Raw genomic sequence first — 15,971 nt, 5'->3', positions numbered from 1 at the left:
TGCCACCATGCGGTGAAATCGCCGTTCGCCAGCCGCTTCGTCGTCAGTTGTGGTGCGGGCAGGGGCCGTACCGGCCGAGCGCCGTACGTGCCGCTTCGGTGTCTTGGCGGTACATCGGTGCGACGGCGGATCCGTACGTTTCGCCGGGTTTGATGTGTGCTTTCGCTTCGGCGGTGGCCTTGAGAACCGTGTCGACGTCGGCCTTCACGCCGGGTGGGGCGGTTTTCACCAGCTCGGCGCCCTCGCCCGCGATCAGGTCGGCTTGCCGGACGAGGTCGGCGGCCTCGGGGTTTTCCCGGCCGGTGTCCGGCAGGACCGTCCTGGCGAGTTCGGCGCTGAAGTGGAGCAGCAGCACGGAGAACGTTTCCAGCTGGCCGCACAACGCCTGCTGGGCCATGTCGAGCGTCGGTGAGGTGGGTGCCGAGCTGCTTGCCGGAGGTGATGGCGGTGGCGGCGTGGTCGCGCAGCCGGCGAGCGCCGTGGCCACGGCCAGCGCCACTGCCGTTCTACCGGGCGTGTGCACGACATGACTCCTCGGTCGTCGGGCCTGGTCCGGCGAACCTAACGAGAGACCCCGGGGAGGGGTCCCCGCCGGACGGGCCTGCGCTCAGGAACCCGGCCGCACCAGCCCGGACTCGTAGGCGAACACGACGGCGTGCACCCGGTCCCGCAGGCCCAGCTTGCCGAGCACCCGCCCGACGTGCGTCTTCACCGTCGTCTCGCCGATGTACAGCTTCGCGGCGATCTCGGTGTTCGACAGCCCGCGCGCGATGAGCCCCAGGACGTCCTTCTCGCGTTCGGTCAGCGCCCCGAGCTTCGCGACGTCCACGGGATCGCGGTCGTCGGCGAGGTACCGGTCGAGCAGCCGCCGCGTGACCGACGGCGACACCATCGAGTCACCCCGCAGCACGCCCCGGATCGCGACGAGCATCTCCTCGGCGGGCGCGTCCTTGACGAGGAACCCGCTCGCGCCGCCCCGGAGAGCGGCGTAGGCGTACTCGTCGAGGTCGAAGGTGGTGATGATGAGGACGCGCACGTCCGGCAGCTCGGCGCAGATCCGCGCGGTCGCCGTGACGCCGTCGAGCACGGGCATCCGGACGTCCATCAGGACCAGGTCGGGGCGCAGTTCCCGGGTGAGGGTGACGGCTTCTTCGCCGTTGGCGGCCTCCCCGACGACGGTGAGGCCGTCCTGGCTTTCGACGATCATGCGCAGGCCGACGCGGACGAGCTGCTGGTCGTCGCAGAGGAGGATCCGGGTGGTCACGGGGTCACCACCAGGCTGGCGCGCACCCGGTACCCGCCGTCCGGCAGAGGGCCCGTCGTCAGCTCGCCGTGGTACATCTCGACGCGCTGGCGCATGCCGGCCAGCCCGCGCCCGGACGACGGCAGGGCGGGCGCCGGCGGTGCGTGGCCTCCCGTGTTCGTCACCTCGATGCGGACCTCCGGTGGCTCGACGGCGACGCCGACGCGGCCGGTCGCGTCGGCCGGGGCGTGCTTGATCATGTTGGTCAGTGCCTCCTGGACGATCCGGTACGCCTGCAGCGCGGCGCTCGCGGGCAGGGTGCCCGGGTCGCCGGTGACGTCGAGGGTGACGTCCCGGCCGGCCTGCTCGACGAGCTCGCGCAGCCCGGCGAGGGTCGGCTGGGGGCTGCGCGCCGCCTGGCCGGCGTGCAGGACTTCGAGGAGCCGGCGCAGCTCGGCCAGCGCGTCCCGGCCCGTGTGGACGATCGTGTCGAGCGTGCGGTCGACGGCCGCCGGGTCGCGGTGCCGGGCGAGCTTCGCGCCCTCGGCGTTCAGCACGATCACGCTCATGCTGTGCGCCAGGACGTCGTGCAGCTCCCGCGCGATCCTGGTGCGCTCCTCGGCGACCGCCGCGCGGGCCTGGGCGTCGTCCCGCTTCTTCTCCTCGGCGACGAGCTCCTCCTGCTTGCGGAAGAACTCGCCGAGCGCCCACGCCGCGATGTGCAGCGGCAGGATGCCGACCAGGGTCAACGTCGGGTTCGCCGTCTCCGGCGCGTAGAGGACGTACCACTGGGTGCCGAGCACGGCGATCGCCACCGCGATCACCGCGGCGAACCCCCGGTCCCGCCGTTTCACCAGGTTGAACAGCACCACCGCCATCGCCAGCTCGGTGCGGCCGCGGTCGTACGCCCAGATCTCGGTGAAGTACACCACCGCGGCCCCGGCGATGATCAGCACCGCGACCGTGCGGGGGTACCGGCGGCGCACCAGCAGCGGGAGCAGGAACACTATCGGGATGGCCCGCACGGTCCACGGCTCCGGGCCGGTCCAGCTCGGCGCGAGGAAGACGAACACGCCGTACAGCGGCAGATCCACCGTCCACCGGTGCCGGCGCACCCACTTCACGAGTCGTTCCACGCCCCGAACGTAGTGCCGGGGTGCCGCCCGGGGCGTCCTTCCTGCGGCCGGTTCTCGTCCTCCTCCGGGAGGAGGGGGCCGGCCGGTCCGGACGATTCGGGGCCACCCCCGCCGTTCCTAACGTCGGGATCATGTCGATCACCAGGGAATTCCTTCGCCACCCCGTGCTGACGGGCGCGATCGCGCCGAGCTCGCCGCGGCTGGCCGAAGAGATGACGGCGGGCCTCGGCCTGGAACGCGCGTCGTGCGTCGCGGAACTCGGTCCGGGCACCGGCGTGTTCACCGAAGCGGTCCTCGCGCTGCTTCGCCCGGAAGCGCGCTTCACGGCCGTCGAGATCAACCCGCGTTTCGCCGCTTCGCTGCGGGACCGCCTTCCGCAGGTGGACGTCGTCACCGGCTCGGCGGAGCACTTGGCGCTCGAGGACGTCGACGTCGTCGTCTCCGGGCTGCCGTGGACGGCCATGACCGCGGCCCGGCAGCGGCGCATCCTCGACGCGGTCACCGTGGCGCTCGCCCCGAACGGCCGGTTCACGACGTTCGCGTACACCCACGCGGCCTGGACGCCACCCGCCCGCCGCTTCGCTGCGTCGCTGCGCAGCCGGTTCGCGGTCGTGGAGCGCACGCAGGTCGTCTGGGGCAACCTGCCGCCCGCGTTCGTCTACCGCGCGGCGCTGCCGGTGGCGGTGGGGAGGGCTCGGCGTGGACAGCCTGCTGCGACCCCTGCTTGACGCGCCCCCGGCGGTCGTCTACCTGGTCTGCGCGCTGGTCATCACGGCGGAAACCGCGCTGCTGCCGGGGATCGTGCTGCCGACGTTGTCGACGCTGCTGCTGATGGGCTTCCTCGCCGAGCGGGGCACGCTCCACCTCGGACTCGCTTGGGTGGTGGCCGTTGCCTCGGCGGTCCTCGGCGACCAGCTCGCGTACCTCGAAGGACGCCGCTGGGGACCGCGGCCGGCCCACCGGGACCGGTGGAAGCGCGTGGAAGCGGCGGTCGCGCGCTACGGCGTCCCGGCGGTGATCGCGGGCCGCTGCCTGGCGGGCGTCCGCACGCTGGTGCCGCGCGTGGCGGGCTCGGCGGCGATGCCGTACCGCCGGTTCGCGGCGGGCAGCGTGGGCGCGGCGGTGCTGTGGGCGAGTGCGGTGCTGCTGGTGGGTCACACGACGGCGCTGGTGCTGTGAAGCCGTTCCGCGGTCTCGGCGTCGGCGGGGAGGAACGTCTCCAGCTTCAGCTCCGACACGGTCACGTCCGCCGCCGTCGCGAACGTCGTGATCGCCGTGATCAGCCGCAGTTCGCCGAGCGAGGTGGCCAGGCGGACCGGCACCGCGAACCCCAGGTGCTCCGGGCCGGGCGCGGCCGCCGGCGGCAGGTACCCCTCGAGCTCGGCGAGCTGCGCGGCCAGCCGGTCGTCGGGAGTGCGGGCGAGGTCGTTGCGGATGCGCTCGAGGATGTGCCGCGCCCAGTCGTCGAGGTTGGCCACGCGCGGCGCCATCCCGCGCGGGTGCAGCGCCAGCCGCAGCGTGTCGACCGGTTCGCGCAGCAGCTCCGGGGCGACCCCCTCGGTGAGCAGCCGGAACCCGTCGTTCGCCGCAACCAGCACGCCGTAGCGGTCGACGACGATCGCGGGGTAGGGCCGGTGGCCGTCGAGCAGCCGCCGCAGCCCGTCGAGCACCGGCCGGATCGCCGGGTCGTCGAGCCGGGTTTCGGGGTACGTCGGCGCGTAGCCGGCCGCGTGGAGCAGGCCATTGCGCTCGCGCAGGGGAAGTTCGAGGGACTCCGCGACGCGCAGGACCATGCCGCGGCCGGGCACCGAGCGCCCGCTCTCCATGAAGCTGACGTGCCGCTGCGTCGTGCCCGCGCGCAGGGCGAGGTCGAGCTGGCTGATCCGCCGCCGGGTGCGCCAGTCCCTGAGCGCCGTTCCGAAGTCCACGGCCCCATCCTGCTCGGGGCGTCCATTCCCCGCGGGGAATTGAGGGCATACCCCGATCAGGCGACGCTTCGGCCATGACGAACTACGGACTGGTCGTCCCGACCTACCAGGCCATCCTCGACACCGGGCGGACCGCGCCCGAGCTGGTCGCCACCGCCGTCGCCGCGGAAGAACTCGGCCTCGACTCGGTCTGGGTCGGCGACACCCTCGCGAAGGCCCCGCTCGACGCGCTCACCGTGCTGGCCGCCTTCGCCGCCCGGACGTCCCGCGTGACGCTGGGGACGGCAGCGCTGCTCCCGGCCCTGCGGAACCCGATCCTGACGGCCAACCAGCTGCTGGGCATCGATCTCCTCAGCGAAGGACGGCTCACCGTCGCCGTCGGCGCCGGGTTCGCCGGGCGCAGCGAGCCGGAGTTCGCGTTCGCCGGCGTCCCGTGGGAGCGCCGCCGCGCCCGGCTGGACGACATCGTGGGCCTCTGGCGCGCGGCCTGGAGCGGCGCTTCGTCCTTCCACGGTCCGGTGCTGCACTACGACTCGCTGCCGGTGTTCCCGGCGCCGGCCCGCCCGGGTGGCCCGCCGGTGTGGCTGGCCGCGTACACGCCGGGCGCGCTCGAGCGGGTCGGCCGGTGCTACGACGGCTGGCTGCCCTACCCGCCGGACCCCGCGGACTACGGCACCGGCCTGGCCCGGATCCGGGCCACGGCGTCGCGGCCGGTCACCCCGGCGTTGTTCGCGACGGTCCTGGTGGAGGACGACCCGGTGCGCGGGAGCGAACTACTGGAGGAGTACTGCCTGACGAACTACGGTCGCCCGGCGGCGTTCGTGCAAGGGATCCAGATGCAGGTCACCGGCAGTGCCGCGGAGGTGGCGGCGCAGCTGCGGAAGTACGAGGGCGTGGAGCACTTCCTGCTGCGCGTCGCGAGCACGGAACCGAAGGTGTTCGACGGGCAGCTGCCGCGCCTCGCGGAGGTGGTGAATCTGCTGCGCGACCAGCCGTGATCGAAAACTTGTCGGGGGTGGCACGTAGGCTGGGACCGTGACCGACGCTCCACTGTCCGGACTCCTCACCGCCATCCTTCCCGACCCGGCCCTGCGCGGCGTGGTCGAGCGCGCCGGCGCGCCGCTGCTCGAGCTGCAGGGCCCGATCGCCGCCCGGCAGCTCGTCGCGGCCGCCGTCGCCGCCGACACCGGCGCCGGCCGTCCCGTCCTGGCCGTCACCGCCACCGGCCGCGAGGCCGACGAGCTGACCGCGTCGCTCGGCGCCCTGCTCGGCAGGAGCAGGGTCGCCGACTTCCCGAGCTGGGAGACCCTGCCGCACGAGCGCCTCTCCCCGCGCGCGGACACGGTCGGCCGCCGTCTCGAGGTGCTGCACCGGCTGAAGACGGGGGACGACGGCCTGCGCGTCGTCGTCGCCACCGTCCGCAGCCTGATCCAGCCGATGGCGCCCGGGCTCGGCTCGCTGAAGCCGATCGACCTCGTCGTCGGCGAGGAGACGCCGTTCGAGGAACTCCTGGAACGGCTGGTCGAGCTGGCCTACACCCGCGTCGACATGGTCGAGAAGCGCGGCGAGTTCGCCGTCCGCGGCGGCATCCTCGACCTCTTCGGGCCGACCGCGCAGCACCCGGTCCGGGTCGAGTTCTGGGGCGACGAGGTCAGCGAAATCCGCGCGTTCGCGGTCTCCGACCAGCGGTCGCTGCCCGGCGAGATCCCGCGGGTCACCGCGCCGCCGTGCCGCGAGCTGCTGCTCACCCGGCCGGTCAAGGAGAAGGCCGCGGAGCTGGCGAAGACGTACGAGGCCGACGCGCACCTGGCCGAGATGCTCACCAAGCTCGCCGACGGCATCCCGGTCGAGGGCATGGAGGCGCTCATCCCGGTGCTCTGCGAAGGCGAGCTGGAGCTGCTCACCGACGCGATGCCGGAAGGCACCCACGTCCTGCTCACCGACCCGGAGAAGATCCGCGCCCGCGCCGCCGACCTGGTCCGCACCGGTCAGGAGTTCCTCGAAGCGTCCTGGACGACGGCCGCGGCGGGCGGGCAGGCCCCGATCGACCTCGGCGCGTCGGCCTACCGCGGGCTCGACGAGATCGCGTCCCACGCGCAGGACACCAAGCGCGCGTGGTGGACGCTCACCCAGCTGACCAGTGAAGACCCGGACGTCTACCGCGTCTCGGTCGAGGCCGCGCCCGCGTACCGCGGCGAGCTCGAACGCGCGACGGCGGACCTGCGCGCACACACCGCGGCGGGTGGCACGGCGGTGCTCGTCGTGGCCGGTCAGGGCACCGCGGCGCGCGCGGTGGAGCAGCTCACGGGCGCCGACGTCCCGGCCACCCAGGCCGGTGATGGGCTGGCCGGGCCGCCGTCCGCGGGAATGGTCACGGTCACCTGCGGCGGCCTCACCGACGGGTTCGTCTCGCCGGAGCGCGCCCTGGTCGTGCTGAGCGAAGCGGACCTCACCGGCCGCGGCGCGGGCGCCGGAACGTCCACAAAGGACCTGAACACGAAGATGCCGTCCCGGCGGCGCAACGCGGTCGACCCGCTGGCGCTGAAGGCCGGCGACTACGTCGTGCACGACCAGCACGGCATCGGCCGGTTCGTCGAGATGGTGCAGCGCACGGTCGCCGGCGCCACCCGCGAGTACCTCCTGCTGGAGTACGCGTCGTCGAAGCGCGGCCACCCGGGCGACAGGCTGTTCGTGCCCACCGACCAGCTCGACGAGGTCTCCCGGTACGTCGGCGGCGAGCTGCCCACGCTCAACAAGCTCGGCGGCTCCGACTGGAAGAACACCAAGGCGCGCGCGAAGAAGGCGGTCAAGGAGATCGCCGCCGAGCTCGTCCAGCTCTACGCGGCGCGCCAGGCCGCGCCCGGGCACGCGTTCGGCTCGGACACGCCGTGGCAGCACGAGCTGGAGGACGCCTTCCCGTTCACGGAAACCAACGACCAGCTCGCCGCGATCGACGAGGTCAAGGCGGACATGGAGCGCGGCGTCCCGATGGACCGCGTGATCTGCGGCGACGTCGGCTACGGCAAGACGGAGATCGCCGTGCGCGCGGCGTTCAAGGCGGTGCAGGACGGCAAGCAGGTCGCGGTGCTCGTCCCGACGACGCTGCTCGCCCAGCAGCACCTGAACACCTTCACCGAGCGCATGCGGTCGTTCCCGGTGACGATCAAGGGCTTGTCCCGCTTCACGAACAAGGCGGAGTCGGACGCGATCCTCGAGCAGCTCGCCGGCGGCGAGGTCGACATCGTCATCGGCACGCACCGGTTGCTGCAGACGGGCATCCGCTACAAGGACCTCGGCCTGGTGATCGTCGACGAGGAGCAGCGCTTCGGCGTCGAGCACAAGGAACACATCAAGGCGCTGCGCACGCACGTCGACGTGCTCACCATGTCGGCGACACCGATCCCGCGCACGCTGGAGATGTCGCTGGCCGGCATCCGCGAGATGTCGACGATCCTGACCCCGCCGGAGGACCGCCACCCGATCCTGACCTACGTCGGCGCGTACGACGACAAGCAGGTCGGCGCGGCCATCCGCCGCGAGCTGCTGCGCGACGGCCAGGTCTTCTACGTCCACAACCGGGTCTCGTCGATCGAGAAGGCGGCCCGGCGGATCCGTGAGCTGGTGCCGGAGGCGCGGGTCGTCACCGCGCACGGCCAGATGAACGAAGAGAAGCTCGAAAAGATCATCCAGGGCTTCTGGGAGAACGAGTACGACGTGCTCGTCTGCACGACGATCGTCGAAACCGGGCTCGACATCTCGAACGCGAACACGCTGCTGGTCGAGCGCGGCGACCTGCTGGGCCTGGCGCAGCTGCACCAGCTGCGCGGCCGGGTCGGGCGCGGGCGCGAGCGCGGGTACGCGTACTTCCTGTACCCGCCGGAAGCACCGCTGACGGAGACAGCGCACGACAGGCTGGCGACGATCGCCCAGAACACCGAGCTCGGTGCGGGTATGGCGGTCGCGATGAAGGACCTCGAGATCCGCGGCGCGGGCAACATTCTGGGGGCGGAGCAGTCCGGCCACATCGCGGGCGTCGGCTTCGACCTGTACGTGCGCTTGGTCGGCGAAGCGGTCGACGCATTCCGGAGGCACGCGGGCGCGGAGGCGCCGGAGGAAGAGGAGCTGGCGGAAGTCCGCGTCGACCTCCCGATCGACGCCCACATCCCGCACGACTACGTCCCGGGAGAGCGCCTGCGCCTGGAGGCGTACCGCAAGATCGCGGCGGCGCCGGACACCGAAGGCCTCGATGCGGTCCGCGAAGAGCTCATCGACCGCTACGGCCAGCCCCCGGCCCCGGTCAACCGGCTCCTGGCGGTGGCCAAGTTCCGGCACACGTGCCGCGAGGCGGGCGTGACGGAGGTGGCGGTCCAAGGCACCACGATCCGATTCGCGCCACTGCCGCTGCTGGATTCCCAGATGGTCCGCTTGAAGAGGCTGTACCCGAAGGCGCTGTACAAGGCGGTGACGAACACGGTGTCGGTCCCGAAGCCGACCGAGGGCCCGGCCGGAGGCCGCATCGGCGCGCCGACATTGCGCGACGAGGAACTGCTGGACTGGTGCACCAAACTGCTGGTGCAGCTGACGAAGAAACCCGCGGCGGTCTGAAGCGCCAACCGGCCCCCCCACCCAGACCCCCCCCACCACCCCGATCCGAAGCCAGAACGCGGACGGTGGTGCCGGGTCAAGGCATCTTTCCCGCCTTGACGCGGTACCACCGTCCGTAGTCACAATCAGGCTTCGGGGTGGTGGGAAAGCGAGCGCAGCCCCCGGCGTCAGCCGACTTCGCTGAACATGGGCGGCAGAGGCTCAGCCAACCCCATCCGAACCCGCTCCTCAGGAACCGCAACAGCCCCAGCCCCGCCCATCGGCAACGGCCGAGGACGCCGCGGCACCCGCGACCCCGAACCGCCACCCCGTCCCGGGTACACCAGCAACCCCCGCGCCGGATCCGGAACGGCATCAAGCGCCGCTGTCACGACGGGAAGAGCCCGGAAGGCGTCCCGGCGTTCCTCCGTCAAGAACTCGATCTCCAGCACCACGCCCCACCGGTGCTCGTGCCAAACCCACTGCTCAGCGCCGTTCGTCAGCGCCGCTTCGGTGAGTGCGTCCCCTTGAGCCAGGCGCCACAGCGAAGCCGAATGCTCCCCGTCGAACACTTCGATGGTCAGCCAATGGTCCATATGTCGACATTACCGCCGCCGCGACCGCATGGGTGTTGCGTTTCGGGGGCGATGGTGTGAGAGGGTATGGCCTGTGATGCGGATCATGGGGCGCCCTCGCGCGCTGGTCGCGGTCGTTGCCGGTGCTCTTCTGCTCGCCGGGTGCGGCTCGGGCCCCAGCCAGGTCGGCAGCGCCGTCATCGTCGGCGACCGGTCGGTGTCGATCGACCGGGTCCAGTCGATGATCGACCAGGCCGTCCGCGAACACCCGTACGCGCAGAAGCTCGCCGGTGAGCACAAGCTCGACCTGCTGGGCCGCGAGATCGTTCGGCAGAGCGTCCTCCACGAGCTGACCCTGCGCGCGACCGAGCAGGAGAACCTTGTCGCCGACCAGGCGAAGATCGCCGGGCTGGCCGCGCAGGTGGGCAACGCGCCGGTCGCGGACACCGGGCAGGGCGACCAGGTCGCCGTCACCCAGATCGTTTCGCAGCTGCGGGACCGCAACGAGGTCGCGAGCGACGTCGTCCTGGAGCAGGCGCTCGCCGCGAAGCTGCTGCCGAAGCTGTCGGTCGGCGCGGACTACGTCGGCATCAGCGCGACCGCCGACAACGACCCGGTGGCCCGCACCCGCGCCTTCGACCTCGCGAAGGAGTTCGCCGACGACCCCGGCAAGGTCCAGGGGGTCGTCCAGCAGGCGCAGCAGGAGGGCCAGCAGGCCCAGCAGACCGGGGCGCCCGGCCCGAGCGGGTACTCCGCCGGCCAGACCGCCGAGCTCTTCGGTGCCGCCCAGTACCCCGGTCTCGCGCAGACCGTGCTGTTCGGCACGGAGAAGAACAACGTCGTCGTCTTCCAGGCGCAGAAGCCGCAGCGGCCGGACTGGTTCGTCTTCGTCATCCGCGCCCGCGGCACCGACAAGGCCGTGCCGGCCGACCAGGAAGCGCAGAAGCCGACGGACGCGCAGCTGACCGCGATCGGCACCCGGCTGCTGCAGCCGTACCTCGGCCAGGGCGGCCTGCGCGTCAACCCGCGTTACGGCGTGTGGGATGTTGTGGGCATGAACCTCGTGCCGAACTCCGACGCCACCCAGGGCATCGTGCTGCCCGTCCGCGGTGCCGCGCCCGCGCAGCAGTGAGCACGGGGGTCGTCGTAGTCGTCCGCGGGACGACGCTGCCCGGTGCGGCGCTGAAGATCCTGCGTGAGTCTCCCGCCGTCTACGCGGCGACGGACGTCGACCCGGCCGCGTTCGGCGTCCCGGCCATCACCGAGGCGCCTTCGCTGAAGGACGTCGTGCTGCTCGCCGGATCCCGGGACGAGCCCGCGGCGTCGCTGCTCATCGCGACCGGCGCGGACGTCATCGAGACACCGGTGCCGCCGCTGGTCGAGGCCGCCGACGTGATGGACCGGCTCCGTTCGCCGGGCGGCTGCCCGTGGGACGCGGCGCAGACGCACGATTCGCTGCGGCAGTACCTGGTCGAGGAGACCTACGAGCTGCTCGACGCCATCGAGGAGGGCGACCGCGAGGCGCTGCGCGAAGAGCTCGGCGACGTCCTCCTGCAGGTGCTCTTCCACGCGCGGGTCGCGGCCGAGGACGCGGACGACCCGTTCGGCATCGACGACGTCGCCGCGACGCTCGTCGCGAAGCTGGTCGGCCGGCACCCGCACGTCTTCACCGACGGCGACCAGGTGCACACCGTCGAGCACCAGAACGTCAAGTGGGAAGAGCTGAAGCAGCAGGAGAAGCAGCGCCGGTCCATTGTGGACGGCGTGGCGCTCGGCCAGCCCGCGGTCGCGCTGGCGGGCAAGCTCGGGCAGCGCTCCGGGCGCGCGGGCATCCCGCTCGACCTCTTCCCGGAGGGGCCCGGGGCACCCGCCCAGCTGTTCCGCATCGCGGCCACCGCGCGCCGGGCGGGGGTCGACGCCGAGGGCGAGCTGCGGGCGCTGGCGAAGCAGTTCGCGAAGGACATCCAGGCCGCCGAGCAGGCCGCCCGCGACGCCGGACTGGAGCCGACGACCCTGGAGGCCGACGGCTGGCGCAAGTTCTGGCCCGACCGTCCGGTGTGACGCAGCACACATTCGGATGAGAACCGTTTTGGATCACCCGGCGTCTTGCTTGGTGTGAGACACCCGTCACTGAAAGACGCCGACGAGGAGCACCTCGTCCGGCGCACGGCCACGGGCGATCGCGCGGCGTTCGAGGAGTTCTACCGCCGCACGGCGCCCTGGCTCGCCGTGCGCCTGCGCCGCCGGTGCGCGGACGAGCAGATCGTCGCGGAGGTCATGCAGGAAACGTTCCTGGCCGTCTGGCGCGCGGCGGCGTCGTTCGCGGGCACGGCCACCGGCGGCAGCGCGGTCGGCTGGGTCTGGACGATCGCGGCCCGCCGCCTGGTCGACGCGTTCCGGCGCCGGGCGCACCACGCCCAGCCCCCGCCGGAGGTGGCACTCGACGCGGCACCGGTGGCGGGAGCCGAAGAGGAACTGCTGGCCTCGACGATGGGCGACGAGGTCGGCGCCGCCCTGCGCGAGCTGGCGCCGGAGCTGCGGGCGGTGCTGCAGGCAATGGTCCTGGACGGCCTGACGGTCCGCGAGACGGCGGTCCTGCTGGGCTTGCCGGAGGGAACGGTCAAGACGCGGGCGCGGCGAGCGCGGATCGCATTGCGGGAGGCGCTGTCATGACGGGTTGCGAGACGGCTGTACTGCCGGAGTTGCGGGAGGCGCTGTCATGAACCACGCACCCGAGCGGCTCATCGCCGCGTATGTGGCCGGCGAAGACCTCCCGGGCGACCAGCTGTGGGGGCTCGAAGCCCACCTCGAAGCCTGCCCCGTCTGCCGGGCGCGGCTCGCGGAGGTGGCGCCGGTCGAGCCGGTGGTCGACCTGGTCTGGAGCCGGCTTTCGGGCGAGGTCCGGCTGCCGGCCGTCCCGTTCCACGAGCCCGCCCTCCCGCCGCAGCCGCGGCGGCGAGCGCGGCGGGGGCGGTGGCTCGACACCTGGGTCACCCCCGCGATGGCGCCGTGGCTGGCGATGATCGTGGCCGTCACGCTGGTCGCGATCCTGCTCGACGGTGTCTGGGTCGCGACGGCCCGGGTGCCGGCCGTGCAGCTGTTCGCCCCGGTGCTGCCGGTGCTCGGCGTCGCCGTGTCGTGGGCCCGGGGGCTGGATCCGGCCTACGAGGTCGTCACCGCGACCCCGCGGGCGGGGCTCTACCTGATCATCCGGCGGACGTTCGCCGTGCTCGCCGTCGTCCTGCCGGTGCTGGGCGTCGCCGGGTGGCTGACCGGCACGCAGCCGGCGCTCTGGCTGCTGCCGAGCCTGGCCTTCACCAGCGGCACGCTCGCGCTCGGCGGGCTGATCGGCGTCAGCCGGGCGGCGTACACGCTGATCGCGGTGTGGGTCGCGGTCGTCGTGCTGCCGGCGTACGTCCAGCCGGGGCAAGCGTTTTCGCTCGGCACCGGCGCGCTGCCGGTGTGGGCGGGGGTCTTCGTGCTGACCACGGTGGTCGTCGCCCTGCGCGGGACGGCGTTCACCCGGCTCGGCGCACGTCATTAGGGAGGAAAGCATGCGGGCAGTAGGAGCCGCCGAGGTCGCTCCGGCGACGTACGCCTGGGAAATCCAGGCCGAGGCGCTGAAAGTGCGGGTGGGACGGAAGAAAATGGCCGTGGACGGGCTGGACCTGTCGCTCGGCAAGGGCGTACACGGGCTGCTCGGCCCGAACGGCGCCGGCAAGACGACGCTGATCCGGGCCCTGGCGACCGTGCTGCGGCCGGAGTCGGGCCGGCTGTCGCTGCTCGGCACGCCTGCCGGCGGCCGCACCGGCCAGCGCGAGCTGCGCCGCCGAATCGGGTACCTGCCGCAGAACTTCGGGTACTACAAGCGGTTCACCGTCCGCGAGTTCGTCGAGTACCTGGCCTGGCTGAAGGAGATGTCCAAAGAGGACATCCCGGGTGCGGTCCAGCGGGCGGTGGAGCGGGTCGGCCTGGCCGATCGCGCGGACGACCGGATGAAGACCCTGTCGGGCGGCATGGTCCGCCGGGTGGGCATCGCCCAGGCGATCGTCAACGACCCGGAGGTCCTGCTCCTCGACGAGCCGACGGCCGGCCTCGACCCGGCGCAGCGCGTCCGGTTCCGCGAGCTGGTGCAGGAACTGGGCCGCGACTCCTGCGTGCTGATCTCGACGCACCTGGTCGAGGACGTCGCCACGGCGTGCACGGACGTCATCCTGTTCGCGGCCGGGAAGCTGGTGTTCCAGGGAACGCCGGACGAACTGGCCGCCGCGGGCACCCTCGAGCACGTCGGCGACAGCCCCATCGAGCGCGGTTACTCCGCGCTGCTCAACCACGAGCCGGGTCAGGGGGCGTGGTGATCTTCCGCATCGAACTCCGGCGCTCGATCGCGCCCTGGGCCGCCCTGGCGGTCGTCGTCTTCGCGCTCGGGTTCCTCTTCCTGCTCTCCGGGCCGTGGTGGAAGGTTCCCGCGCCGATAACCGCGAACACCACGACGACCGCGCTCTGGCTCCGGTTCCTGCTGCAGTTCCTCTGGCCCGTTGTGGTCGGGGCGGGCGCCATCCAGGGCATGCGCGACAGCCGCTCCGGCACGATCGAACTGCTGGCCACCACGCCGCGGCCCGCGTGGCATCGGGCGATCCGGCTGGCCGGTGCCGTCGGCGGGCTGGCCGCCGTCGGCTACCTGGTCGTGTTCGGTGTGATGGCCGTCGAGGTCCTGGCCCACGATGGGTTCTTCTCGGCCGCCTTCGTCCCCGTCATCGGCGTCGGGGTGCTCGGCGTGGTCGCCGGGAGCTGGCTCGGGCTGGCCGTCGGACGGCTGCTGCCGCACCCATTGACCGCGCCCGGGCTCGCCGTGCTCGCCTTCGTCGGGATGACCCTCTGCTGGCTGTCGTTCGAACCGGGGCTGGACGCCGTCCTGCCGCGCCGGGCCGGTCCGCTGGCGCCGGTGCTGGCCCAGCCGCGGGGCTCGCTGGTGACGACCGCCGGCGCGCTCGACGCCGGGCAGGCCGGATGGTTCCTCGGCCTCGCCGTCACGGGGTTCCTGCTGCTGTCGGTGCACTCCGTGCGAGCGCGGCTGCTGAGCCTGCTGCCGCTCGTCGCCGGAGCCGCCATCGCCCTGCCGCTGGTCCCCGCGGACGTCCTCACCGTCGACACCGCCGCCGCCCGGAAGGTCTGCGACGGCCCGGTCTGCGTGGCGGAGCTGCACCGCGACAGGCTGGCCGCCTTGGCCGGCCCCGGCCGCGAAGCGCTCGCGATGCTGGCGAAGCTGCCCGGTGCGCCGACCCGGATCGAAGAACAGGTCGCGCCCAACCCCGTGGACGAGCCCGTCCGGCGCGATCCCGCCGTCGTCTACCTCGACTTCCAGCGCAACGCCGAACTCCTCACGGCGGACGCGAGCGCCCTGCGGGTGGCCGTGCTGTCCGGGGCGGGTGTGCCGTCCTGCGAGTGGCCGACGAACGCGGACTTGTCCGACATGGGTGGCCGGATGATCGCGGCGGCGTACTTCACCGGGGAGCTGAAACCGCTTCCCGAGTACGCCGGAAAGTGGTTCATGCGCCAAGCGGCCCCGATCGAGCAGGCCTGGGCGGAGTTCCGCGCTCTGCCCGCGGACGTCCAGTTCACCAGGGTCGCCGCCGTGCGCCAGGTGTTGCTGGCGTGCCAGGGTGACCCGCTCGAAACGCTGGTGCCGGGGGCTCGCCGATGAGGTGGGCGATGCTGTACGCCCGTTCGCGGCAGCTGCCGGCGGCGTTCGGGGCGCTGCTGGTGGCGACGTCCGGGGTGTGGTTCCTGGGCCGGGACTCCTGGGACGGCATCTTCGCCACGCTGGCGCTGACCACGGCGGTCGCGGTGGCGGCGATCGGGCTGAGCGGCCAGGACCCGGACCTCGACCGGACGGCGGCCCTGCCGTGGCCGGTCCGGCGGTTCACCCACCTGGCCCTGATCGCGGTCCTGTCCGGGGCGGTGGTGCTGGGCGTGCAGGAACTGGGCCCGTCGCCGGTCGCCGCGTCGATCATCGTCCGCGACGCGGCCGGTCTCGCGGGGCTGGCGGGGTTGGCGGCCACGGTCGCGGGCGGCCAGTTCGGCTGGACACTCCCGTTGGCCTGGTCGGCGGCCTCGCTGTTCGTCCCGGGTGACCCCTCGACGGTGAACCGCGTCGCCGCCTGGCTGCTGCAACCTCCCGAAACCCCGGCGGCCACCTGGACAGCGTTGGTCCTGGCGATCGCGGGAGCGCTGACGTACACCGCTTGGGGTGGCCGCCGCTAGATGAGTAAGTCCTAAAGTGATCAGTGGTCGTAGGCGATCAGTGATCGGGTGACAGGTTGGCCGGTGGCGTGGTTGTGCCAGATGGCGGCGGTCAGGGCGAGTACGCGTTGGGCGATGCGGGCGGTCACGTCGTCGATGGTGCGGCTGCCGTGCAGTTCGAGGTCGGGCTGGCCTTTGAGGGTGTCGTTGACCGATTCGATCAGCTGGCGGACGGGTTTGAGCAGGTGCTCGGCCGGGTGCG

At 72.5% G+C, this 15,971-nt stretch carries 16 protein-coding genes and 1 pseudogene; 11 read left to right on the top strand and 6 right to left on the bottom strand.

From position 1 onward, the window contains the following. Positions 1–43: 43 nt before the first annotated feature. From ACWEF6_RS36405 to ACWEF6_RS36395, 3 genes are all read right to left on the bottom strand, one after another. Positions 44–523, bottom strand: coding sequence for a hypothetical protein (locus ACWEF6_RS36405; RefSeq protein WP_449687104.1), 480 nt, complete (start codon positions 521–523; stop codon positions 44–46). A gap of 84 nt (positions 524–607) precedes the next feature. Next, a complete protein-coding gene (locus tag ACWEF6_RS36400) occupies positions 608–1,264 on the bottom strand; it encodes a response regulator (protein WP_449687103.1) in 657 nt (218 codons plus the stop codon). Continuing rightward, complete coding sequence (locus tag ACWEF6_RS36395) at positions 1,261–2,379, bottom strand: sensor histidine kinase (RefSeq protein ID WP_449687102.1); 1,119 nt, start codon at positions 2,377–2,379, stop codon at positions 1,261–1,263. The genes ACWEF6_RS36400 and ACWEF6_RS36395 overlap by 4 nt, the downstream gene beginning before the upstream one ends. A 131-nt stretch (positions 2,380–2,510) precedes the next feature. Here ACWEF6_RS36395 and ACWEF6_RS36390 point away from each other — a divergent pair, with 131 nt between their 5' ends. Both ACWEF6_RS36390 and ACWEF6_RS36385 read left to right on the top strand, forming a co-directional pair. After that, positions 2,511–3,107 carry a class I SAM-dependent methyltransferase gene (locus ACWEF6_RS36390; protein ID WP_449687101.1) on the top strand — a complete coding sequence of 199 codons (597 nt, stop codon included), beginning with the start codon at positions 2,511–2,513 and terminating at the stop codon, positions 3,105–3,107. Beyond that, positions 3,079–3,558 (top strand): DedA family protein, encoded by a 480-nt coding sequence (locus ACWEF6_RS36385; protein ID WP_449687100.1) that lies wholly within the window; start codon positions 3,079–3,081, stop codon positions 3,556–3,558. Before ACWEF6_RS36390 ends, ACWEF6_RS36385 begins: the two co-directional genes overlap by 29 nt. Here the strand turns inward: ACWEF6_RS36385 and ACWEF6_RS36380 are convergent. Further along, complete coding sequence (locus tag ACWEF6_RS36380) at positions 3,534–4,307, bottom strand: helix-turn-helix domain-containing protein (RefSeq protein ID WP_449687099.1); 774 nt, start codon at positions 4,305–4,307, stop codon at positions 3,534–3,536. The genes ACWEF6_RS36385 and ACWEF6_RS36380 overlap by 25 nt on opposite strands. Positions 4,308–4,381: 74 nt before the next feature. Between ACWEF6_RS36380 and ACWEF6_RS36375 the strand changes: the two genes are divergently transcribed. Together ACWEF6_RS36375 and mfd are read left to right on the top strand one after the other, a co-directional pair. Continuing rightward, complete coding sequence (locus ACWEF6_RS36375) at positions 4,382–5,305, top strand: LLM class flavin-dependent oxidoreductase (RefSeq protein ID WP_449687098.1); 924 nt, start codon at positions 4,382–4,384, stop codon at positions 5,303–5,305. 52 nt (positions 5,306–5,357) lie between these two features. Next, complete coding sequence (gene mfd / locus ACWEF6_RS36370) at positions 5,358–8,912, top strand: transcription-repair coupling factor (protein ID WP_449687121.1); 3,555 nt, start codon at positions 5,358–5,360, stop codon at positions 8,910–8,912. Between the two features lie 167 nt (positions 8,913–9,079). Here the strand turns inward: mfd and ACWEF6_RS36365 are convergent, their stop codons facing one another. Then, positions 9,080–9,487, bottom strand: coding sequence for a hypothetical protein (locus ACWEF6_RS36365; RefSeq protein ID WP_449687097.1), 408 nt, complete (start codon positions 9,485–9,487; stop codon positions 9,080–9,082). Between the two features lie 76 nt (positions 9,488–9,563). Between ACWEF6_RS36365 and ACWEF6_RS36360 the strand changes: the two genes are divergently transcribed. The 7 genes from ACWEF6_RS36360 to ACWEF6_RS36330 are packed head-to-tail and all read left to right on the top strand — an operon-like array spanning position 9,564 to position 15,730. Beyond that, complete coding sequence (locus ACWEF6_RS36360) at positions 9,564–10,598, top strand: hypothetical protein (protein WP_449687096.1); 1,035 nt, start codon at positions 9,564–9,566, stop codon at positions 10,596–10,598. Continuing rightward, on the top strand, positions 10,595–11,527 hold the full coding sequence (locus ACWEF6_RS36355) for a MazG family protein (protein WP_449687095.1): 933 nt from the start codon (positions 10,595–10,597) through the stop codon (positions 11,525–11,527). The genes ACWEF6_RS36360 and ACWEF6_RS36355 overlap by 4 nt, the downstream gene beginning before the upstream one ends. 54 nt (positions 11,528–11,581) lie before the next feature. Then, positions 11,582–12,139, top strand: a complete 558-nt coding sequence (locus ACWEF6_RS36350) for an RNA polymerase sigma factor (RefSeq protein ID WP_449687094.1) — start codon at positions 11,582–11,584, stop codon at positions 12,137–12,139. A gap of 46 nt (positions 12,140–12,185) precedes the next feature. Next, a complete protein-coding gene (locus ACWEF6_RS36345) occupies positions 12,186–13,010 on the top strand; it encodes a zf-HC2 domain-containing protein (protein ID WP_449687093.1) in 825 nt (274 codons plus the stop codon). A 10-nt stretch (positions 13,011–13,020) separates the two neighbouring features. Then, positions 13,021–13,824, top strand: coding sequence for an ABC transporter ATP-binding protein (locus tag ACWEF6_RS36340; protein WP_310973843.1), 804 nt, complete (start codon positions 13,021–13,023; stop codon positions 13,822–13,824). Further along, complete coding sequence (locus ACWEF6_RS36335; protein WP_449687092.1) at positions 13,821–15,170, top strand: hypothetical protein; 1,350 nt, start codon at positions 13,821–13,823, stop codon at positions 15,168–15,170. Before ACWEF6_RS36340 ends, ACWEF6_RS36335 begins: the two co-directional genes overlap by 4 nt. A gap of 8 nt (positions 15,171–15,178) precedes the next feature. Then, entirely contained in the window at positions 15,179–15,730 is a 552-nt protein-coding gene (locus tag ACWEF6_RS36330; protein WP_449687091.1) for a hypothetical protein, read from the top strand. A gap of 20 nt (positions 15,731–15,750) precedes the next feature. Here the strand turns inward: ACWEF6_RS36330 and ACWEF6_RS36325 are convergent. Next, positions 15,751–15,971 (bottom strand): annotated as a pseudogene (locus ACWEF6_RS36325) (IS982 family transposase); the annotation flags it as partial.

Source organism: Amycolatopsis sp. NPDC004772, assembly GCF_053601215.1.
The sequence above is the reverse complement of the archived record's forward strand: the minus strand, read 5'-3'. Positions and strand labels throughout refer to the sequence as shown.

Coding starts and splice junctions, on each gene's coding strand:
- ACWEF6_RS36340 (WP_310973843.1), top strand. CDS start 13,021: ATGCGGGCAGTAGGAGCCGCCGAGGTCGCTCCGGCGACGTACGCCTGG.
- ACWEF6_RS36360 (WP_449687096.1), top strand. CDS start 9,564: ATGCGGATCATGGGGCGCCCTCGCGCGCTGGTCGCGGTCGTTGCCGGT.
- ACWEF6_RS36330 (WP_449687091.1), top strand. CDS start 15,179: ATGCTGTACGCCCGTTCGCGGCAGCTGCCGGCGGCGTTCGGGGCGCTG.
- ACWEF6_RS36345 (WP_449687093.1), top strand. CDS start 12,186: ATGAACCACGCACCCGAGCGGCTCATCGCCGCGTATGTGGCCGGCGAA.
- ACWEF6_RS36365 (WP_449687097.1), bottom strand. CDS start 9,487: ATGGACCATTGGCTGACCATCGAAGTGTTCGACGGGGAGCATTCGGCT.
- ACWEF6_RS36375 (WP_449687098.1), top strand. CDS start 4,382: ATGACGAACTACGGACTGGTCGTCCCGACCTACCAGGCCATCCTCGAC.
- ACWEF6_RS36390 (WP_449687101.1), top strand. CDS start 2,511: ATGTCGATCACCAGGGAATTCCTTCGCCACCCCGTGCTGACGGGCGCG.